Genomic DNA, 20,447 nt, shown 5'->3' with positions numbered 1-20,447 from the left:
TCAAAATTAAAAATAGTAACCAAGTCCTGCACCCTACAACCTGGCCTAACTCTCTAAATACTAATCAAAACTCTAAGTTAGGCATTTGAATAATTCGAGCCTTCAGCACTCTGAAGGTTCTGCAGTTGGACGACTCTACACTATGGCGAAAACTTTGCTTCAATACGTCGTATCTATGGGGCTGATATTTTTGTGCCTTGTCGCGGGCATTAATATTCAACACTTATTAGGTATCTCTATTCCTGGCAGCATCATCGGTATGCTGATTTTGTTTGGTTTGCTTGCGAGCGGACTCGTGCCTTCAGACTGGGTTAAACCCGGTGCCTCTCTCTTTATTCGCTACATGGTGCTGCTATTCGTCCCTATCAGTGTTGGCTTGATGGAGCATTTCGATATGCTAATCGCTAACGCCTTACCGATTTTAGCAAGCGCTGTAGGTGGTACTCTGATCGTACTGGTCGTTTTGGGTTTAATGCTCGATCGCATGCTTAAAGGAGGACAAAAATAATGTGGTTACTTGTCACTATTGTTGTTTTCTTTGCCGCACGTTGGCTATGCCAAAAAGTAAAAAGCCCTTTTATGAACCCTTTATTGGTGAGCCTAGCCGTTCTCATTCCACTGCTGACTTACCTAAAAGTGCCATTTGAAACTTACTATGCCGACAATCAGTGGATTAATTATCTACTGCAACCGGCAGTAGTCGCGCTGGCTTATCCTCTATATGAGCAATTACCACAGATCCGAGCCAATTGGCGTATCATCATGCTGGCGTGCGGTGTGGGCAGTATCATGTCGATGTTTACCGCAAGTATGATTGCCGTTTACTTAAAGGCAGATATTTCTCTAATCGCAAGCTTGTTGGGTAAATCAGTAACCACACCGATTGCGATGGAGGTTTCTAGTCACCTTGGTGGTGAGCCCGCCATCGCCGCGATATTAGTTTTAATTGTTGGCCTGTTCGGTGCGATTATGGCTTATCCGATTTACAACTTACTGAACATCACTCACCCTATTGCCAAAGGGCTCACGATGGGGACGGTTTCCCACGCGCTGGGGACAGCAACCTGCGCTGAGAAAGATGGTCAAGATGCGGCCTTTAGCTCTCTAGCACTTGTGGTGTGCGGTGTTATCACCTCAATCCTAGCACCTTCTTTCTTTACCTTGGCAGTCTGGTTGTCAGCGTAAGTAATTGATGTCGAGCTGCAACTAGTGGCTCGACGCACATCACTAATTTCTCGCCTGTAATCGTTATCATGTGTGACATCACTCAAATAATGCAACAGACAATATCGTTACAATATATTTTGTGATATTGATCGCCGAATAATTCTCATCTTTACATAAAATGTAATACCAATATCGGAGTTTACACACCAGTATCTGGCTCTAAACTCAAAGATATCAACGATGTTTATTAAAGGACTCACTATGAGAAGCCGCATTGAACAGGCGCTATCTGAAGTGCCACAAAACGTAGCAGATTTCTTATCTCCTATTCTTCTTGCTGACGATTTTGACGCGACGATTTCTTCAGAGCAATTTGAGCAACTCCTCGCTATTTCAGGTCTTGATGACGCAGAACTACGAGTATTGCTACTTCCATTTGCAGCCGCTTATTCCTATGCTCCGCTTTCTAAGTTTTATGTGGGTGCGATTGTTCGCGGCCTATCTGGCAAACTCTACTTCGGCGCGAATGTCGAGTTTGACGGCGTTCAACTAGGGCAAACCGTTCACGCAGAGCAATCAGCCATCAGCCATGCATGGATGAAGGGTGAACAAGGCGTTGCTGACATCACGATAAACTACAGCCCTTGTGGTCACTGTCGTCAGTTTATGAATGAACTTTCAACCGCTAACGAGCTTAAGATCCAACTGCCTAAGCGTGAAGGACAGCCACTTCATTACTACTTACCAGAGTCGTTTGGCCCTTCAGATCTTGGCATCGAATCCGCATTGATGACCTCTGTTGACCATGGAAAACAGACGCAAGAGCAAGATGAGCTACTACAGCTGGCTGTCGCCGCATTAAATCGAAGCCATGCCCCTTATACACACAACTTAAGTGGTGTCGCGATTAAGACCAAAGATGGCAAAGTCTATCAAGGCGCATATGCCGAAAATGCTGCATTTAACCCAAGCTTACCGCCACTTCAAGTTGCATTGATCCAACTACTGTTAGACCGCCAAGAACTTGAAAGTATCGATTCAGCGGCTTTAGTGGAAGTCGAAGACGGTACGATTAGTCACCTAGCAAACACACAAGCAACGCTAGAAGCACTAAACCCTGATATTCCAATCACTTACTTGGAACTATAAACTGAGAAAGGCGCTAAATTAGCGCCTTTTCTTGTATCAATTCGGGGTTAAACATCGAAAAACGGTTTGGGGTCGACTTCTAACTGACTAGGGGCTATAGCCTTTTTAATTGTGAGTTTGGTTGTTTTCATATCGACAAAACTTACATCGACAAACCGACGATACTTACGCGAGTAGAAACACTTGATCTCTGGCTTTAGCGGCTCGTGCGCATTCGACGTCCAAACAATACCTACACGTCCATCACTCAGCTCTACCAACGCCCCAACAGGGAAAACGCCAATACAGTTGATGAATTTGTACACCAACTCTTTATCTAAATGATTTGGTGTTAAGCTCAAGAGTATTTTAAACGCTTCTGCTGGGCTCATGCCTTGCTTGTAACAGCGATCGGCAGTCAACGCGTCATAGATATCAACGATGCAGCTCATACGACCGTGTAGAGGGATTTCATCACCTTTTAGCCCCGCTGGATAGCCGTTCCCATCGAGTTTTTCATGATGCATCAAACAAACGTCGCGGCTAACATCACTCAAACCTGTAACCGTTGTGATGATCTCTTTCGCGTAAACCTGATGAAGCTTCATATGCTCAAACTCTTCTGGTGTTAACCGAGCAGGTTTGTGCAGAACTTTATCATCAACTTTAATTTTGCCAACATCGTGAATAATGCCCCCAATCGCCATTTGTTTTAGCGTCTCTTTCGGCAGGCCAAGATGTTTACCAAATGTCACGAGCAGAGTCGCAACGTTGACAGAGTGTTCAAGTAAGTATTCATCTTTATTACGCAGCGCAGACACACAATGCAATGCATCTGAGTCAAGCAACACGGACTCGATCATGTCGTCTGCGAGATCATCCAACTCAGAGACATGTATTGGCTTACCTTCAAACGTTTGCGTCAGGATTCTATTAGCCAGCCCTTTCGCTTCTTTGATGATTTTCTGCGCTTTCTTCTGCTGTGAAAATCGGCTCACCTTTTTCCGCTTCACTGGTGTTGAAACTTCTTGTGGTGGGTCTATGTCTTCCACAACCTTAACGGGTTTAAAAACACTCCCTTTTACTGACAACTCCTTGTCTACCCAAGCAAATTTAACTCCATTTTTAACAAGCTGTTTGACTGCTTGCTCAGACGGTACACGCCCCGCATTGGCGAGATTGACGCGTTTACTGTCTTCAATTGCAGTCACAAACATACCAACGGTCAACGTACCGATTGGTATTTTTATGGATTTTTCTGGGTCGAACTGCATTAAGTTAGTAGCCGTATTCTTATTAGAGTTGATTATTGTTAGTGATTATAACTCTAAAGCTGAGTATTTACGTAATAAGTGATTGCAATTGCTCAATAAACACCCAAAAAGCGGTAAGAAAGTTGAAAAAAGTTGAAAATAGTCGAAATCGTAATTTTCATCGCTCTTGTCTCGCAGTACTCCACTACTAAAATTCACCAAACACCACAAAGCAAACGTTTGCTTTTCTTTTTCCAATGAGTATCATGCTCGCAAAACCTTCTATTCCTCTTACATTTTAGGGTTAATTATGTTCGGTACTGCAACAGCAAATCATGCAACTCGCGTTCTGCTCCTTGGCTCAGGTGAACTCGGTAAAGAAGTCGCCATCGAATGCCAACGCCTTGGTCTTGAAGTGATCGCATGCGATCGTTACGAAAATGCACCAGCTATGCAGGTTGCCCATCGCAGCTATACATTAGATATGCTTGATGGAGACGCGCTACAGGCTATCATCGAAAAAGAACAGCCCGATTATGTCGTCCCTGAAATTGAAGCCATCGCAACCGATACGTTAGTAGAATTAGAAGCTCAAGGCTTGAATGTCGTGCCTACAGCGAAGGCAACAAAGCTAACAATGAACCGTGAAGGGATCCGTCGCTTAGCCGCAGAAGAGTTAAGTTTAACGACTTCCCCTTATCGCTTTGCAGACAGTTATGAAGAGTTTGTTGCCGCAGTAGAAGCAGTTGGTGTGCCTTGTGTATGTAAACCGGTCATGAGTTCTTCAGGTAAAGGCCAGAGTGTGCTTAAGAGCGCTGAAGATATTGATAAAGCTTGGAACTATGCACAAGAAGGCGGACGTACTGGAGCAGGTCGCGTTATTGTAGAAGGGTTTATTGATTTCGATTACGAGATCACTTTGCTCACCGTTCGCGCTGTTGATGGTGTACATTTCTGTGCCCCAATTGGTCATCGTCAGGAAGATGGAGACTACCGTGAATCTTGGCAACCACAAATCATGACAGACAACGCGCTAGCCGCTGCCCAAGACGCTGCGGGTAAAGTGGTGAATGCACTTGGTGGTTACGGCATCTTTGGAGTTGAGCTGTTTGTCAAAGGCGACACGGTTATCTTCAACGAAGTTTCACCTCGTCCACACGATACTGGTCTCGTCACCCTAATGTCACAAGACAGTTCTGAGTTCGCTCTACATGTTCGTGCATTTACAGGTATGCCAATCGCTGGGATTACTCAGTACGGCCCAGCAGCCTCGGCCGTTATTTTAGGGCAAGGAACATCGACCGATATTCGCTTCGAAGGCCTAGCGGATGCGTTGGCTGCGCCACAAACTCAGCTTCGACTATTTGGCAAACCAGATATTGATGGCCGTCGCCGTTTAGGGGTCGCGATAACTCGACGTGATTCTGTAGAGCAAGCGATTGAAGACGCTAAACAAAGCGCAGATAAAGTAAAAATCATTTACTAAATCGTTTTATCGAAACTAAAAGGCTTGGTCATTTGAAATGACCAAGCCTTTGTTTATCATAAATTTAAACCGCTTCAATCAAGTAAACTTCTTCAACGAATCGAGCAGATTCATGTTTAGCAATCTTAGGATGCTTCTCAGCGTCTTCATTGCTCTCTAGCTTAGTGATCTTGTAACCCTCGTACAGCGCTCTCACCTCAGATTCAGGGACAGCAAATGGAGGCCCTGGCATCAGCTCTTGATCATAATCGAGAGTAACCAGCAAAATACGCCCACCGGGTTTAAGGAGCGACTTAATCTTTTCGACGTATTGCACTCGCATTTCTTTTGGCAAAGCAATGAGAGAGGCACGATCATAAACGATATCAACTGGCTTGATTGGCGCAGTAAAGTAGTCACCGACATAGATTGATAGCTCATCGAATTGAAACAGTTCATGCTGACCATTAATCGGCATCACCATTGGCGTGTAAAAATGTTCTGCAAAGAAAGCACGCACGGCAATATTACTTAACTCTACCCCCTGCACATCAGAGTGTTTCGTTGCCAGCCATACCAAGTCTTCTGACTTGCCACACAAAGGGACAAATACGTTGTCTTCTTGGCTTGGATTCGTTTCCTGCCAATATTTAATCAGTAGCGGATTAACGTCCTCTAGGTGAAAACCAATCTGGTTTGCCGCCCATTTACCGTGCCAAAATTCTGGGTCTTTCATTTTCTTTCTCTGTGACTGACTTGTGACGCATAGCCTATCGGAAAGTAAAGCTAAGTGGTATCCCCTCAACGATTCGAATCTTAAAACTTCATTCAGATTAGGTTCATTTTCTATAGATATACTTGGTTACAAATAGAGGATGAACCTTTAATAAGGGTTGCACTCTAACTAAACGCAAAGGAAATGCGAGACTGTTCAAACTTTTATGAACAGTCGACGGGAAAGCGATTGGAATCGCACAAATTGCCCCCATTAACTATGTAGAGATGAGTAGCGCTAGTGATTGAAACTTTTTTCGACACCTTTTTAGCTAAGCCCTACACATCTAAGGAGAGTGAATGAGCCTATTTTTGCGAACTACGGCCCTGATGCTTCTAATGCTCAGCCGTGCCCCTGCATTTGCTGCTATTCCAACCGCGCCGGGTAACGAGGAAAACCGTTCTACCAACCAGAACGAAGTGTGTTCCAAAGCATTCAAACATAACCTAAGCGGCCTTTACGGCATTAAGTCAATGTCGACCACTCCACTTCAGCCATACACTGATTTCGACGTACTTTATAGCAAAGCCCATCAAGCTCAAGCAGAGCTAGAGACCATCTGTAAAAGTACGGCTCTACTGACTTCAACAGAATCTTACTTCGCGGGTGTTAAATCGTCTGACCGTGCTAAAGAAAAGATTGCTTATGAACTTGATGGTCAAACAGAGCGAATTACCGACCTAGCCCGTGCAACTATTGTCGCTGACGACATTGAAAGCCTGATGTCTGCCTATGAAGTACTTAACCGCGAGACAACCATTGTTAAAGTCAAAAACCGCTTTAAGAAGCCAGCGGAATCTGGATACCGCGACTTAAACGTACTCGTCCAACTGCCTAAAACAAATTTAGTTGCTGAAGTACAGCTTCATCTAAAAGCGATTGCAGATGTGAAAAGTGGTCCTGAGCATGACATCTACGAGCGTATTCAGAAAATCGAACGCGCCGCTGCGATAGAAGGTCGTGACTACAACGAGTTTGAAACCGCACAGATTCGCAATATGCGTAGTGAATCTAAAGAGCTGTACCAAAATGCTTGGTTGCCATACATCACGACTCACCTAAGCGCCGCTTAACCTTACTGGGCTTACCTGTAAACTCAGGTAAGCCTTTCGATTTAGCAAAGCCTCGCCTCTTAAACTATATTTCTATCAAATAGATAATAATATAGTTGGAGGCGACAATGGGAGGGAAGCTCTGGTTCTTGATCAGCATGATCGTTTTGCTAACGATAAATCATGCCTCAGCCGATGATGGATACGGACCTCTACAAAGCTATACACAGTCGCCTCTTCATACCAATGTCCACTCCCCCCAGCTACGCTCTGGATTCTCTTTAGACAGCAATGAATATGAAGTTTATGGCTCAGGAACCATTTCCAGTATTTGGGCAGTGACTGCCACCTATGAACTCGATTATTACCAAAACCAGATTGCGATTGGTAGCAAATGGCAACTTGACACAAATTGGCAAATCGACCTCCAATATCGTTGGAACTTTGCTGCCAACAACCATCTAGATAAACCCACTATTGCCTTTCATGATTTTGTCGGTATTGACCAAAATGGACGTCAAGACGTAGAGCGGAACCGATTTGTTATCGATATGCCAGAGTACGGCGTACAAGAGGAAGGGTTTCGTAGCAAAACTTTGAGCAGCGCTGTGACAGGGTATGTACAGTATCAAGCGTTTGCGAATGACCATCATGGTGTATCCGTAGGTTTGTCACTCTACTACAACGACACCGACAATGGCCTCTTCAGCGCGTCAGATTTTGAGCAGAGCATACAGGTGAATTATGGTTACGTGCGAGAAAAGCATGCACTGGACGCTACCGCTGCTTTAACATTTAGAGACACTCCCACAGACTTTACTCAAATGCCCTACCGTGATTCTACATGGACAATTGGCATCAGCTATCGCTATGAGTGGTTTGAAAATCATACTTTTATTGGTCAGCTAGCTTCGCATCAAGGCCTATTGGATGATGGCGGAGAATTTTCAAAACCCTCCACCGAGTTTACCTACGGCTACCGCTATACACTCAAAAATGCAGCGGTTGAAATTACCTTGGTGGAGAACATGTTCCACGCGGATAACAGTACCGACATCGCTTTTGGCGTTGCGTTCCGCTATCGCTTTGGCTCAGCCGTTTAAACCGAAAGAATGCGGTTGACCGCTGCAGCTACCTCCGAATCAGGGGCATTTCGATTCAACGAAAAAGAGATGTACTGGTCGCCACGCATACTTAGCGAGCGATCTACCTCTGCTAAACAGTGCACAACCCCACCATCAAGAATAAACGACAGTTCGATCTCTTTTTTGTTAATAAAGCCACTATTACGGAACTCAATTTCCTGATAGCAACCTGATTTCGAAGAGAAGTTACCACCACGTAAGAAACCTTTTTCAACATCCGCTTTAACCATACCAAATCCTGCTTGCTCGATAGCAGATAGTATCTTGGCAACCACAGGCAATGGTTTGACTTCAACAAAATCACGGTCTTTAGGGTCAATCGCAAAATCGATGTCTAACGTTGTTTCTAACCAAACATGACATTGATTCTTCAGAGCATTCAATGCTGTGATTGGAGTCTCGTCGTCCAAGCGCAATTCAAAAGGAACCTGTTTAGTCTCATTAGGTTGGATAACAAATGGCTGAACAGCTTGAAGCTTAGCTAAGATGAAATCTTGGTAGCTGGTGCTTTCGTCGCTCTCTACTTTCATCTCGGTACACAGCTTTAGATTGATCGCGTCGATCTGCTGCTCCACATCACCGCCTTGAATATGTACGGTTCCCCTCAGTGTATCTCCCTGAAAGACAGTCATACTTTCTAGCACTGTGTCTACTTTTGCCGCGCCAATTCCTAATGAAGCTTTTAACTTTCCAAACATATTTTATCCTTATGATTCTATTGCATTGATGATTTTGCTTGTTGCCAACTATATAGCAAGACCTTTGTGGCTAAGTCTGATTAAAAACGTGCGAAACTCGCCAATTTAGGGTCACATACTGCCTAGAACCTTGCATTTATCCACTAAATGTATAACCATTTGTATAGTCAAATAAGAAGTCAGAACATTATGAGCAATTCGCCTCTTTACTTACAGATCAAAACTTACATCACTGAACAAATCGAGCAGGGTTTTTGGCCTGTCGGTCATCGAATTACTACTGAACTTGAACTGACCAAGCAGTTTAACGTGAGTAGGATGACGGTAAATAAGGCGATTCGAGATTTGGTGTCTGAAGGTAGATTAGTGAGGCGACCACGTTTAGGCACCTTTGTTTGCGCACCTGATGATAAAGCAGAATCCCCTCTTCTTGATATCCGCAATATCGCTAAAGAAGTTGAACAACGAGGTAAATCCTACAGCAGTAAGGTTATCAAGCAAGTCGCCCTTTCTGCTGATGACAATGTTGCAATGAAGTTGGGCGTCATGTTGGGAAGTTCAGTTTTCTACAGTGAAATCATTCACTTTGAAGACAAATCCCCTATTCAGCTAGAAATTCGCTGGGTAAATGCAAGCTACGCTCCTAGCTACCTGCAGCAAGATTTTTCACAAATCACACCCAACCAATATCTTTCTGAAAACTGCCCGTTAAGTGCTATTGAACACACCGTCGAGGCCATTGTCGCAGATGAATCCGTGCGTTCTGCACTTCGCCTAGGAGTCAATGAGCCGTGTTTGCTGCTTAATCGACGTACATGGAGTGAAGATAAGCTTGTTAGCACTGCATTACTCTATCATCCTGGGGCTAGATACAAATTAAGCTCTAAAGTTCTTCTTTGATATAGCATTTCATACTTTTTACTGATCACATTTTCGCAACATTAGACTTGATCAAAATCTATACTTGAACCTATATTTGTATATACATTTAAATTCGAGTATAGATTATGAGCCTTACAAGCGACTTGATATTAGTAAATGCAAAGATAGTCTCAATGACTGAAGGGAGCGACGGTTACTCAGTGTCACCGCTTTGCAATATCTATATCAAAGACGGACGCATTCAGTCGATTACGCAAGAACCGTTAAGCAGTGAGCTAAGCACTTCTGTTAACTGCTATGACTGTAAAGGTAAGCTCGTCACTCCGGGCTTTATTGATTGCCATACCCACCTGATCTTCGCAGGCAGCCGCGCCGACGAATTCGAAAAGCGCCTCCAAGGTGTTCCGTATCAAGAAATCGCAAAACAAGGCGGTGGCATTCTCTCTACAGTACGTGCGACTCGTGAAGCAAGTGAACAACAACTCACGGAATTGGCATTACCACGTTTGGACGGCCTAATTCAATCCGGTGTCACTTCGGTCGAAGTGAAATCTGGTTATGGATTGACCCTTAATGACGAACTTAAAATGCTTCGGGCAGCGAAGGCGTTGGAAGCACACAGAAAGATCCGTGTCTCTACAACGTTACTGGCCGCACACGCTCTTCCCCCTGAGTATTCAGGTCGCGCTGACAATTACATTGAACTGGTCTGCCAAGAGATAATCCCTGCGGCCGCCCAAGAGAATCTCGCGACGAGTGTCGATGTTTTCTGTGAGTCTATCGGTTTCAATTTGGCTCAAACGGAAAAAGTCTATCAAGCTGCGATTGATAATGGACTGGCAATTAAAGGACACACCGAGCAACTGTCTAATTTAGGTGGCACGGCGTTGACTGCAAAATACAATGGTTTATCCGCTGATCACATCGAGTTTTTAGATGAAAATGGCGTTCTTGCGTTGGCTCAGTCGAATACCGTAGCCACTCTGCTTCCCGGTGCATTCTACTTTCTAAGAGAGACACAGTTACCGCCTATAGAGTTACTACGTCAGCACAAAATACCAATGGCAATTGCGACTGATTTGAACCCTGGCACATCACCATTTGCAGACTTGACTATGATGATGAATATGGGTTGCACGTTATTTGGATTAACACCAGAAGAAACCTTACGTGGCGTAACCAATCATGCAGCTCAAGCCATCGGTTTTGGTGAGAACAGAGGTCAGATAAAACAAGGGTTTGATGCTGATCTCGCAATCTGGGATGTGACTCACCCTGCCGAGTTTAGCTATTTCCAAGGTGCGCCAAGATTATCGGCGCGCCTTGTCGCTGGAGAGCTCGATCATGTCTAATCAATTAACCACCAACCAAGAATTTCATTGGCAAGGTCGTCACGATGTAGAAGATGGTGCGTTAGGAAAGCGTGTCCATCATGTCATCAAACAGATCCAAGTCGATGAGCTTCAGCCCTATCGAAATGCCGTTAGCTTGCTTGGTTTCTGCAGTGATGCGGGAGTTGCACGTAACAAAGGGCGCATTGGTGCGAAAAGAGCGCCAGATTTGATTCGCCGCGCACTGGCAAACATGGCTTGGCATAGAGAAAGTGCATTGATTGATCTGGGCAACGTTGTCTGCGATGACGACCAACTAGAACAAAGCCAATCTCACTGTGCCAACGTGATTACAACAGCGCTTAAATCCACACCGGTTATCACTTTAGGTGGAGGTCATGAAGTTGCATGGGCATCATTTCAGGGCTTGGCGCAATATTTTGAGTACCTTAATCCTGCGAAGCCGCCAAAGATTGGCATCATTAACTTTGACGCTCATTTCGACTTAAGAGCGTTTGAGAGTGAGCAGACGGAAATCAAACCTAGCTCGGGGACACCGTTTAATCAGATTCAGCACTACTGCGCCAAAAAAGACTGGCCATTCCATTACGCCTGCCTAGGTGTCAGCCGAGCAAGCAATACCGAGGCTCTTTTCCAACGCGCTGACGAACTTGGCGTTTGGTATATCGAAGACAAAGACCTGGCGCACTTAAATCATAATTATCACCTTACTCAGTTGCAGCACTTTATCGACAACTGCGATTACATCTATCTCACCATTGATTTAGATGTTTTCCCAGCTGCAACCGCTCCCGGCGTTAGCGCGCCAGCAGCCAGAGGAGTCAGCATAGATATACTCGCTCCTTTTATCGACAGAATCTTACATTACAAACAAAAACTGGTGATCGCAGATATCGCAGAGTACAACCCGACCTATGACGTAGACAGCCAAACCGCCCGGTTAGCCGCTCGTCTTTGCTGGGACATTGCGAACGCTTTCTCCGAAAAATAACTACCCAGAACTCAGTGGCAATGATAGGCGCAAGATAGCGCCCTAGCCCTCTGTTTGTCTGGATAACGTGAACCACAAGGAGCCTTACCATGACGTTTAGATACGGTGTTGATCGTTTAGATCTTGATACTGTAAACGGCATCGCGAATGGACACATCAAAGCAAAACTGTGCCCTGAAGCCTTAACAAAAATTAATGTCAGCCGTGCCAATGTAGATAAGATGGCCAACTCTGATAAAGCAATTTATGGCATTAACACCGGTTTTGGGCCGCTGTGCGATACTCAGATATCACCACAAGAAACGCATTTACTACAAAAAAATCTGCTTATCACCCATGCGGTTGGTGTCGGTGAACCGATCGAAAAAGCAATTTCTAAGTTAATGCTAATCACCAAAGTTCATGCCCTTAGCCAAGGTTTCTCTGGTATACGCTTGGAAGTGGTAGAGCGTATGCTTACTTTCCTCGAATTGGACCTCATTCCGGTGGTACCTGAACAGGGCTCTGTGGGTGCATCTGGCGATTTAGCGCCTCTATCACACCTCTTTTTGCCACTAATAGGTGAAGGTGAATTCTGGCAGGATGATCAGATAAAGTCTGCCAAGGCTGTACTTGAGGCCAATGGCTTAGAGCCATTGGAGCTGCATGCAAAAGAAGGTTTAGCCTTAATTAATGGTACTCAGTTTATTCTATCCCACGCCATTACAGCATTAACTAAAATGCGTTACCTGTTAGATCTTGCAGACGTCGCTGGCGCTATGAGCATCGAAGGTATGCAAGGTAGTGAATCGCCGTTCAGAGACGAATTACACCAAACGCGAGCCTTTGTTGGCAACTTAGAAGTCGCTGCGCGTATGAGAAGGCTGCTTAAAGATTCTCAAAACATGGCCTCTCATGGTAACTGTGGTCGCGTGCAAGACCCTTATTCGCTGCGTTGTATTCCGCAAGTTCACGGCGCTTCTCGTAATGCCTACTATCACTTAGAAGAACTTGTTGAAATCGAGATGAACTCAGTGACCGACAATCCGATCGTCATCAGTAGCGAAGAAGCCATTTCTGGAGGCAGCTTCCATGGACAACCACTAGCTATGGTTCTCGATTATGCGGCGATTGCGGCTGCAGAACTTGGCAATATTGCTGATCGTCGTTGTTATCTTTTATTAGAAGGGCTTCATGGTTTACCGCGCCTATTGACTGTAGCAGGTGGTCTCAATTCAGGCATGATGATCCCTCAATATGCAACAGCAGCGCTAGTAACAGAAAACAAGTCACTCTGTTTCCCTCCATCGGCGGATAGCGTACCTACCTCAATGGGCCAAGAAGACCATGTTTCAATGGGCAGTATCTCAGGCAGAAAACTCAATCAGATCTTAGGCAATCTGGATAAGATTCTTGCCATTGAGCTGATGTATGCCGCTCAAGCTCTGGAATTCAGAAGACCTAATCGTTGCTCTGATCTTATTGAGAAAAACTTCGAATTGATCCGCACTAAAGTCGCTAAGCTCGAAGAAGATAGGCTATTAAAACCGGATATCGACGCGATGGTGGAACTAGTGAAATCTCAAGCTTTCACTGTGAGTTTTGACGCTTAATTTTGGAGTAAATGATGACTTTTGAACTCAGCTTTCAAGAACAAATTAAACAGGGGATCCCTGAGCAGCTGCCACCGGCAAAAACTTATCCGGTCAATGTTAACCGTGCTCCCAAGCGCAAAGATATTCTCAGCACAGAAGAGAAACAACTCGCCATTCGCAATGCCCTTAGGTACTTTCCCAAGGCATGGCACCAAGAGCTTGCACATGAATTTGCGCAAGAGTTAAATGCCTTTGGCCGCATTTATATGTATCGCTTTAAGCCAAATTACTTAATGAAAGCGCGAGCAATAAGCGACTATCCAGCAAAATGCCAGCAAGCTGCCGCCATTATGTTGATGATCGATAACAACCTTGATCCAGCTGTTGCCCAACACCCCGAAGAGCTTATCACTTATGGTGGCAATGGGGCTGTTTTTCAAAACTGGGCGCAATACCTGTTAGCCATGAAATACCTGAGTGAGATGGAGAGCGATCAAACCTTGCACCTGTACTCAGGCCATCCAATGGGGTTATTCCCTTCTTCGCCAGAAGCCCCTCGTGTTGTCGTCACCAACGGTATGATGATCCCGAACTACTCTAAGCCGGACGATTGGGAAAAATTTAATGCGTTGGGCGTGACTCAATATGGTCAAATGACAGCCGGTTCATTTATGTATATTGGCCCTCAAGGGATTGTTCATGGCACAACGATTACCGTTATGAACGCTTTCCGTAAAGTGTTAAAGACGGGCGAACAAGCCAAGGGCAAAATATTCCTTACCGCTGGTTTAGGTGGCATGAGTGGCGCACAACCCAAAGCAGGTAACATTGCTAAGTGTATTACTGTTTGTGCCGAAGTTAACCCCAATGCTGCGACTAAACGACACCAACAAGGCTGGGTTGATGAACTCATCGATAATATGCCTGAGCTGATTAAGCGCGTCAGAGTAGCACAGGCTAACGAAGAGGTCGTCTCTATTGCCTATATCGGTAACGTGGTTGAGGTTTGGGAATCGTTCCTAGAAGAAGAGATCTTTGTTCACTTAGGCTCAGACCAAACGTCACTGCATAATCCTTGGTCTGGCGGCTACTATCCAGTTGATATTAGCTACGAAGAGTCTAATCGTTTGATTAGAGAGGAACCTGAAGTATTCAAAGAAAAAGTACAAGCGACATTAAGACGCCATGGCGCTGCCGTCAACAAGCATACTGAGAAGGGAACTTACTTCTTTGACTATGGTAATGCCTTCTTGTTAGAAGCCTCACGTGCAGGCGCTGATGTTATGGCAACAAACGGTATTGATTTTAAGTACCCTTCTTACGTGCAGGATATTTTGGGGCCAATGTGCTTTGACTATGGCTTTGGTCCTTTCCGCTGGGTTTGTACTTCAGGTAAACCGGAAGATCTCGACAAAACAGATGAAATAGCAGCACAAGTTTTAAGTAATATTATGCAAAGCTCCCCTGCTGAGATCCAACAACAGATGCAGGACAATATTACTTGGATCAATGACGCTAAAGCCAATAAGTTAGTCGTAGGCTCACAAGCAAGGATCCTGTATGCCGATGCTCAAGGTAGAATGGAAATTGCAAAAGCCTTTAATGATGCCATTAATCGAGGCGAAATTGGCCCTGTAGTCCTAGGACGAGATCATCATGATGTCAGTGGTACAGACTCTCCATTTAGAGAGACATCAAATATTTATGACGGTAGTCGCTTTACTGCAGACATGGCCATTCACAATGTGATTGGCGATAGCTTCCGTGGTGCCACTTGGGTTTCAATCCATAACGGTGGTGGCGTAGGTTGGGGTGAAGTAATCAACGGCGGCTTTGGTATGCTGCTTGATGGTAGCAGTGACGCAGAGCGCAAGCTTCAATCCATGCTGTTATTTGATGTGAACAACGGCATCGCTAGACGTAGCTGGGCTCGCAATGAAGAGGCCAACTTTGCCATTAAGCGCGAAATGGAAAGAACACCTAAGCTAAAAGTAACCCTAGCTAATTTGGTTGATGAGCAAATTATTGATGACTTAGATTTTTAAAGTTAAAAATCACATGCTACGTCTAAACTAAGGGCGTAGCGTGTTTGTTTAAACAAGAATACCAAATACTAAAAAGGCATCCGAAGATGCCTTTTTCATGCCGCCAAACTGACGGGTTACTTAGGGAAAGCAATTGAGACTTGCTTCTCGGCTTGTTTTAAATCAGCCATCGATTTCTAGCACAAGCATCAAAACCTATGCCCTGCTCCTCTGCGCGAGCCACATCGAGAACGATGAAAATTCTAAATCCAGCGCCTAACTCGCTGTTTATAGTCTAAATATTCAGCACCAAACAGAGACTCTAAAGCCCGTTCTTCGGGTAGAATTTGAAAACGATTCATATACCAGACAAAGCCGAAGCTAATTACAATCGCGAGTAGGTTTTGTTGCCAATAAGCGAAGCCAACTAGCAACAGAAATAAGCCGAGATACATTGGGTTGCGGCTGTAACCGAAGATGCCTGAATCGACCACTGATGAAGCGTTTTCGACTTTGATTGGGTTGACCGTCGTTTTAGCGCGCTTGAACTCATACACACCACCTAAGCCCACAATGCCTGCCGCTAAAAAGCACACGCCAAAAATGATTGAGTTGAGGAGCAAGCCGATTTTAAATGTGAGGAATTCATGACTAATATGATTAATCACAACAAAGAACAGCACAAACAGAGCGACAGGCGGGATCTTCCTTTCAAGCTTATCCATTGATCTTCCTTTAAAAATGGGGGGCCATTTTATACAAAATAGCTCAGCCGAATGGGCTGAGCTATTTAATTTTAGATAATCTGCAATAGCGCTTGCAGTGGATGCTTAACCTTTACATCTTCGAAACGCTTGACTTGGCTTCGACAAGAGTAGCCCGTAATCAAGCAGCGCTCTTTAGGTAAGTCTTGCAGTCGAGGTTTCCAACTCAATCCGTAAATATCTTTCGACATTTGCAGCTTATCGACTTCATGACCAAAAGTCCCCGCCATACCACAACAACCAACAGGTACTGTATCGAGTCGAGCCCCAAAGTGAGCGAATATTGCTCCCCACTCTTTTTCAGCATTTGGCATCTTAGTTTTTTCGGTGCAGTGAGCAAATAGATACCAAGGCTCTTGACCATTTGATGGCTGCTTATCCATCTCGCTCAACTTAGGCTCAAGCCATTCGTGAACAGTAAGGACTTGGAAATCACCGCGCTTATCACCCAACACCTCTTGGTACTCATCGCGATAACAGAGCACTAAAGCAGGGTCTACGCCGACTAGTGGGATACCGATATCAGCTACCTGCTGCAAAAAGGCAGCGGTACTTTTCGCATTTGCGGCGAATTGTTTCAAGAAGCCTTTAACATGTTGCGCTTTACCATTGGGTTTAAATGGTAGCAATACCGGGGTTTTGCCTAACTTGGTCACCAAAGAAGCGAAATCTTCGACAACTTGCGCATCGTAGTAGCTAGTAAATGGGTCTTGAACGATGACAACGTGATTCGTTTTGTCTTCTTTTGATAGCGCGGCAAGATCTTGCAGATCAAAAGATTTAAGTGACGTTAGTCTCTTGGCTAAAGTCGGTATTGAAAGCAACGGAGAATCAACATAACCTACTGACTTAGCAGTTAAGTCTTGCACCCACTTTTGCTTTAACGCACCGTTAACCAGTTTCGGTGCTTTCGCCAATACAGGAAGCATAGACTCAATGTTTGCGACCAAATAATCCTTAACAGGACGTTGGTATCGAGAGTAATAGATATTGAGGAATCGAGAACGGAAGCTTGGAACATCCACTTTGATTGGACACTGACTCGCACACGCTTTACACGCTAGACAGCCATTCATTGCCTCATACACTTCATGAGAAAAGTCATACTCATGTCGCTTATTGAGATTGTTACGCACGCGATCAATCATGGTTTTGATTGATGAACTTTCTTCCAGTGCCTGTTTTTCAAGATCAAGGATATCAATTCCTTGCTCAGTTAATTGACGAAGCCACTCTCGAACTAGACCAGCTCGCCCTTTTGGCGAATGTCGTCGGTCGGCTGTCACCTTCATTGAAGGACACATTGGAGAGGAAGTATCGTAGTTAAAGCACAAGCCATTACCATTACATTCCATGGCTTGTTTAAAGCTATCTCGAACTTGAACATCGATCTGGCGATCGTAATATCCACGCTTGGTATCAGTGACTTTCACCAGCTCTTCTGTGCTTTCAAGCGGTGTACAAATCTTACCTGGGTTCATCTTATTGTGAGGGTCGAAAGCCGCTTTTACTCTGCGTAACTCTGTAAACAGCTCTTCGCCGAAGAACTCCGGTCCATACTCCGAACGATAACCTTTACCGTGCTCCCCCCACATTAAGCCACCGTATTTCGCCACCAGCTTAACCACTTCGTCGGAAATTTCATGCATCAAGCTTTCTTGTTTCGGATCGCATAGATCAAGCGCAGGGCGAACATGGAGAACACCAGCATCAACATGGCCAAACATACCGTAGTTCAACGATTTCGCATCGAGCAGTTCACGGAACTCCGCGATAAAGTCGGCAAGGTTTTCTGGTGGAACACAGGTGTCTTCCGCAAAGGCGACGGGTTTCGCTCGTCCTTTTGCTGCACCTAGCAGGCCAACGGCCTTTTTACGCATATTGTAAATACGACCGATACTCGCAACATCGCTACAGACTTGATAACCGATGATGCCGGCTTCATTGTTCTCTAGCATGCTTTCTAGGCGCGCAGTTAACGCTTTTACCTGCTGCTCGATTTCCTGTACATCTTGACCCGCAAATTCGACCATATTGATCCCTTGCATATCTTTGCCGGGAACGTCGGTTAAAAGGTCACTCACTGTGTGCCAAACAATATCTTGCTTGGCTAAGTTCAGTACCCGAGAGTCGACAGTTTCTACTGAGAGCGCATTCGCTTCAACCATAAAGGGAGCGTTGCGCAGTGCAGAGTCAAAACTGTTGTACTTAACATTAACTAGAGTTCGAGCTTTAGGGATTGGGGTGAGGTTCAGTTTTGCTTCAGTGATAAACGCCAGTGAACCTTCCGCGCCACACAGCACTCGGGTTAAATCAAACTTGTCTGCATCGGTATCGAGCGCGTTTTTTAAATCGTAACCCGTTAGAAATCGGTTAAGCGGAGGAAACTTCTCTTCAATTTGAGAGCGTTTCTCGCGACATACCTTTTCGGTAACGCTAAATGCTTCAAATGCATACTCGCCTTCCTGCGGCATGCCTTTCGATAAATCTGACTCTAAGCATGAACCATCAGCAAATACGGCTTGCAACGAGAGAACATGATCCGATGTTTTACCGTATTTTAGTGAACCTTGGCCAGAGGCATCGGTGTTAATCATCCCACCCAAAGTCGCGCGGTTACTGGTCGACAAATCTGGAGAGAAGAAGTAGCCAAACGGTCTTATTGCATCGCTAAGTTGATCCTTAACAATACCCGTTTGTACGCGAACCCAGCCTTCGTCCTCATTGATCTCCAAAACCTTATTCATATGGCGAGACAGATCAACTACGATGCCTTTTGTCAGGGACTGACCGTTAGTACCTGTACCGCCTCCACGAGGAGAAAATTTGATTCGTTCGTACTGAGATTGAGTACTAAGCTTACCTATGAGTGACACATCTTCGGTAGTTTTTGGATGCACAACCGCTTGAGGTAATTGTTGGTAAACGCTGTTATCAGTCGCGACAGCTAAGCGACTAGAAAATTGGCTTTCGATATCGCCGCTGAACCCAGCGGTTTTAAGTTCTTCGAGAAAGGTGAGTACGATCGGATCAACATCCGATTGTGAATGTAATCTTGGTAACATTTGCTTCCTGCCCCCTACTACGCTGATCCAATCAGCAGTGGGTTCACTTCAGTTTAAAAACTATTATTTGAATCAGGTCACTTTACAACATTTAAAAGGGTGATCAAAACAGAAATGCAGTGTCAGAATGGAACTTATCGCATTTTTTTCCCACACTTAGAGTTATTGGACGAAACTTTAAGAGTCTCTTATGAGCGAGTCATCAATGAAAAAAAATAAAGTCATCACAACAGAAGATATTCTTTTGAAATTGTGCCAGTCCGTTTCTGGCGTTTTAACCTCTGCGACAAGCTCGCAAATTTCCTATTCAGCAATGGTACAGAAGATTACGAAAACAAGCCTTAAGCCTGATTTCGGCTGCTTTGTGCTGTTTGATGGTGGATTTTCAGGTCTAGTCGTTATCAACTTCACTTCGAAAGCTGCGCTTGAAGTGTACACAAACTATATGCGCAACATGGGCATGCCTGATGAAGAGCTTGCGGTTCTGCATACTTCTGATGAAGTGGCGGATGTATTGGGTGAACTAATGAACCAGTTGGTTGGTCACTTTACTAACCAAGTTCGCAAAGACCTTCAAACACACATTACGCAAAACCAACCAAAAATGCTTTCTTTGAATAAGCAAGTGAATCTGTCAGTCGATACCAATCTCGACCGCCCTCAAGCACGCCGTGTGACCTTCTCTACCGAGCAAGGCAACATCTTCTACTTAGAACTAGCAATGGACAAGACGGAGTTCATTCAGTTAGAAGAGTTTGAAGCGACGGAAGACGAATGCCCTGATGATATCTTGGAGCAAACTCAGCAGAAGATGAAAGCGAAAAACGACAAAAAAGAAGAAAAACAAGACACCAACGCAAATGACCTATTGGATGAACTAGGTATCTAACGCAACCTCACCCCGATCTTACCAATACAATGCCATCGACAGTTCGATGGCATTTTCTATTCTCCTGACTGATCGCCTTATAACGACAACTCATACCAATCGCATTAATTAGATGTTCAGAAAATTGCGTAGGAAAAACCGCTTAGAACAAGGCAAAGATTGCAGCTAGCTAGTTGTTCTACCTACAAAATCTTTAACGCAGTTATCAGCGGTTTTAACAAGC

Annotated in this window: 17 protein-coding genes; 12 read left to right on the top strand and 5 right to left on the bottom strand. The window is 44.7% G+C overall.

The features are described from left to right. Window positions 1-142 precede the first annotated feature (142 nt). The 3 genes from LYZ37_RS06435 to cdd all read left to right on the top strand — a co-directional run bounded on the left by LYZ37_RS06435 (window position 143) and on the right by cdd (window position 2,316). The gene (locus tag LYZ37_RS06435) at window positions 143-508 is read left to right on the top strand and encodes a CidA/LrgA family protein (RefSeq protein ID WP_069666187.1); all 366 of its coding nucleotides are present in this window, start codon (window positions 143-145) and stop codon (window positions 506-508) included. Beyond that, a complete protein-coding gene (locus LYZ37_RS06430) occupies window positions 508-1,185 on the top strand; it encodes a CidB/LrgB family autolysis modulator (RefSeq protein WP_239855689.1) in 678 nt (225 codons plus the stop codon). The genes LYZ37_RS06435 and LYZ37_RS06430 overlap by 1 nt, the downstream gene beginning before the upstream one ends. Before the next feature lie 243 nt (window positions 1,186-1,428). After that, window positions 1,429-2,316, top strand: coding sequence for a cytidine deaminase (gene cdd / locus LYZ37_RS06425; RefSeq protein ID WP_272786961.1), 888 nt, complete (start codon window positions 1,429-1,431; stop codon window positions 2,314-2,316). A gap of 47 nt (window positions 2,317-2,363) precedes the next feature. Here cdd and LYZ37_RS06420 read toward each other — a convergent pair whose 3' ends face one another. Further along, on the bottom strand, window positions 2,364-3,569 hold the full coding sequence (locus LYZ37_RS06420) for an HD-GYP domain-containing protein (protein WP_272786960.1): 1,206 nt from the start codon (window positions 3,567-3,569) through the stop codon (window positions 2,364-2,366). Window positions 3,570-3,858: 289 nt separating this feature from the next. Between LYZ37_RS06420 and purT the strand changes: the two genes are divergently transcribed. Further along, the gene (gene purT / locus LYZ37_RS06415) at window positions 3,859-5,034 is read left to right on the top strand and encodes a formate-dependent phosphoribosylglycinamide formyltransferase (RefSeq protein ID WP_272786959.1); all 1,176 of its coding nucleotides are present in this window, start codon (window positions 3,859-3,861) and stop codon (window positions 5,032-5,034) included. Window positions 5,035-5,098: 64 nt separating this feature from the next. Here purT and LYZ37_RS06410 read toward each other — a convergent pair whose 3' ends face one another. After that, window positions 5,099-5,749: a thiopurine S-methyltransferase gene (locus tag LYZ37_RS06410; protein WP_272786958.1), complete on the bottom strand. Its 651-nt coding sequence runs from the start codon at window positions 5,747-5,749 to the stop codon at window positions 5,099-5,101. A 338-nt stretch (window positions 5,750-6,087) separates the two neighbouring features. On the opposite strand from LYZ37_RS06410, the gene LYZ37_RS06405 reads away from it, so the two are divergent. Continuing rightward, window positions 6,088-6,861, top strand: coding sequence for a phosphoribosylglycinamide formyltransferase (locus tag LYZ37_RS06405; RefSeq protein ID WP_272786957.1), 774 nt, complete (start codon window positions 6,088-6,090; stop codon window positions 6,859-6,861). 107 nt (window positions 6,862-6,968) lie between these two features. Continuing rightward, a complete protein-coding gene (locus tag LYZ37_RS06400; RefSeq protein ID WP_272786956.1) occupies window positions 6,969-7,943 on the top strand; it encodes a DUF3187 family protein in 975 nt (324 codons plus the stop codon). Here the strand turns inward: LYZ37_RS06400 and LYZ37_RS06395 are convergent. Beyond that, window positions 7,940-8,683, bottom strand: a complete 744-nt coding sequence (locus LYZ37_RS06395; RefSeq protein WP_272786955.1) for a sporulation protein — start codon at window positions 8,681-8,683, stop codon at window positions 7,940-7,942. The genes LYZ37_RS06400 and LYZ37_RS06395 overlap by 4 nt on opposite strands. Window positions 8,684-8,872: 189 nt before the next feature. Here LYZ37_RS06395 and hutC point away from each other — a divergent pair, with 189 nt between their 5' ends. The 5 genes from hutC to LYZ37_RS06370 all read left to right on the top strand — a co-directional run bounded on the left by hutC (window position 8,873) and on the right by LYZ37_RS06370 (window position 15,527). After that, a complete protein-coding gene (gene hutC, locus LYZ37_RS06390; RefSeq protein WP_171324115.1) occupies window positions 8,873-9,583 on the top strand; it encodes a histidine utilization repressor in 711 nt (236 codons plus the stop codon). Between the two features lie 155 nt (window positions 9,584-9,738). Continuing rightward, complete coding sequence (gene hutI / locus LYZ37_RS06385; RefSeq protein WP_272786954.1) at window positions 9,739-10,917, top strand: imidazolonepropionase; 1,179 nt, start codon at window positions 9,739-9,741, stop codon at window positions 10,915-10,917. Continuing rightward, a complete protein-coding gene (hutG, locus tag LYZ37_RS06380; RefSeq protein ID WP_272786953.1) occupies window positions 10,910-11,908 on the top strand; it encodes a formimidoylglutamase in 999 nt (332 codons plus the stop codon). Before hutI ends, hutG begins: the two co-directional genes overlap by 8 nt. 89 nt (window positions 11,909-11,997) lie before the next feature. Beyond that, window positions 11,998-13,500, top strand: a complete 1,503-nt coding sequence (hutH, locus tag LYZ37_RS06375) for a histidine ammonia-lyase (RefSeq protein WP_272786952.1) — start codon at window positions 11,998-12,000, stop codon at window positions 13,498-13,500. Between the two features lie 14 nt (window positions 13,501-13,514). Further along, window positions 13,515-15,527, top strand: coding sequence for a urocanate hydratase (locus tag LYZ37_RS06370; protein ID WP_272786951.1), 2,013 nt, complete (start codon window positions 13,515-13,517; stop codon window positions 15,525-15,527). Between the two features lie 242 nt (window positions 15,528-15,769). Here the strand turns inward: LYZ37_RS06370 and LYZ37_RS06365 are convergent, their stop codons facing one another. Together LYZ37_RS06365 and ydiJ are read right to left on the bottom strand one after the other, a co-directional pair. Beyond that, the gene (locus LYZ37_RS06365; protein ID WP_272786950.1) at window positions 15,770-16,231 is read right to left on the bottom strand and encodes a methyltransferase family protein; all 462 of its coding nucleotides are present in this window, start codon (window positions 16,229-16,231) and stop codon (window positions 15,770-15,772) included. Between the two features lie 71 nt (window positions 16,232-16,302). Further along, window positions 16,303-19,335 (bottom strand): D-2-hydroxyglutarate dehydrogenase YdiJ, encoded by a 3,033-nt coding sequence (gene ydiJ / locus LYZ37_RS06360; RefSeq protein ID WP_272786949.1) that lies wholly within the window; start codon window positions 19,333-19,335, stop codon window positions 16,303-16,305. A 205-nt stretch (window positions 19,336-19,540) separates the two neighbouring features. Between ydiJ and LYZ37_RS06355 the strand changes: the two genes are divergently transcribed. Beyond that, window positions 19,541-20,224: a DUF3334 family protein gene (locus tag LYZ37_RS06355; RefSeq protein WP_272786948.1), complete on the top strand. Its 684-nt coding sequence runs from the start codon at window positions 19,541-19,543 to the stop codon at window positions 20,222-20,224. Window positions 20,225-20,447: the final 223 nt, after the last annotated feature.

This window comes from Vibrio tubiashii (assembly GCF_028551255.1).
Classification (GTDB): domain Bacteria; phylum Pseudomonadota; class Gammaproteobacteria; order Enterobacterales; family Vibrionaceae; genus Vibrio; species Vibrio tubiashii_B.
The sequence above is the reverse complement of the archived record's forward strand: the minus strand, read 5'-3'. Positions and strand labels throughout refer to the sequence as shown.

What these genes read in the sequence shown, in the direction of transcription:
- hutG (WP_272786953.1), top strand. Translation starts at nt 10,910, where the DNA reads ATGTCTAATCAATTAACCACCAACCAAGAATTTCATTGGCAAGGTCGT.
- LYZ37_RS06370 (WP_272786951.1), top strand. Translation starts at nt 13,515, where the DNA reads ATGACTTTTGAACTCAGCTTTCAAGAACAAATTAAACAGGGGATCCCT.
- purT (WP_272786959.1), top strand. Translation starts at nt 3,859, where the DNA reads ATGTTCGGTACTGCAACAGCAAATCATGCAACTCGCGTTCTGCTCCTT.
- LYZ37_RS06435 (WP_069666187.1), top strand. Translation starts at nt 143, where the DNA reads ATGGCGAAAACTTTGCTTCAATACGTCGTATCTATGGGGCTGATATTT.
- LYZ37_RS06405 (WP_272786957.1), top strand. Translation starts at nt 6,088, where the DNA reads ATGAGCCTATTTTTGCGAACTACGGCCCTGATGCTTCTAATGCTCAGC.
- LYZ37_RS06395 (WP_272786955.1), bottom strand. Translation starts at nt 8,683, where the DNA reads ATGTTTGGAAAGTTAAAAGCTTCATTAGGAATTGGCGCGGCAAAAGTA.
- cdd (WP_272786961.1), top strand. Translation starts at nt 1,429, where the DNA reads ATGAGAAGCCGCATTGAACAGGCGCTATCTGAAGTGCCACAAAACGTA.
- hutC (WP_171324115.1), top strand. Translation starts at nt 8,873, where the DNA reads ATGAGCAATTCGCCTCTTTACTTACAGATCAAAACTTACATCACTGAA.
- LYZ37_RS06355 (WP_272786948.1), top strand. Translation starts at nt 19,541, where the DNA reads ATGAAAAAAAATAAAGTCATCACAACAGAAGATATTCTTTTGAAATTG.
- hutI (WP_272786954.1), top strand. Translation starts at nt 9,739, where the DNA reads ATGACTGAAGGGAGCGACGGTTACTCAGTGTCACCGCTTTGCAATATC.
- ydiJ (WP_272786949.1), bottom strand. Translation starts at nt 19,335, where the DNA reads ATGTTACCAAGATTACATTCACAATCGGATGTTGATCCGATCGTACTC.
- LYZ37_RS06430 (WP_239855689.1), top strand. Translation starts at nt 508, where the DNA reads ATGTGGTTACTTGTCACTATTGTTGTTTTCTTTGCCGCACGTTGGCTA.
- hutH (WP_272786952.1), top strand. Translation starts at nt 11,998, where the DNA reads ATGACGTTTAGATACGGTGTTGATCGTTTAGATCTTGATACTGTAAAC.
- LYZ37_RS06420 (WP_272786960.1), bottom strand. Translation starts at nt 3,569, where the DNA reads ATGCAGTTCGACCCAGAAAAATCCATAAAAATACCAATCGGTACGTTG.
- LYZ37_RS06365 (WP_272786950.1), bottom strand. Translation starts at nt 16,231, where the DNA reads ATGGATAAGCTTGAAAGGAAGATCCCGCCTGTCGCTCTGTTTGTGCTG.
- LYZ37_RS06400 (WP_272786956.1), top strand. Translation starts at nt 6,969, where the DNA reads ATGGGAGGGAAGCTCTGGTTCTTGATCAGCATGATCGTTTTGCTAACG.
- LYZ37_RS06410 (WP_272786958.1), bottom strand. Translation starts at nt 5,749, where the DNA reads ATGAAAGACCCAGAATTTTGGCACGGTAAATGGGCGGCAAACCAGATT.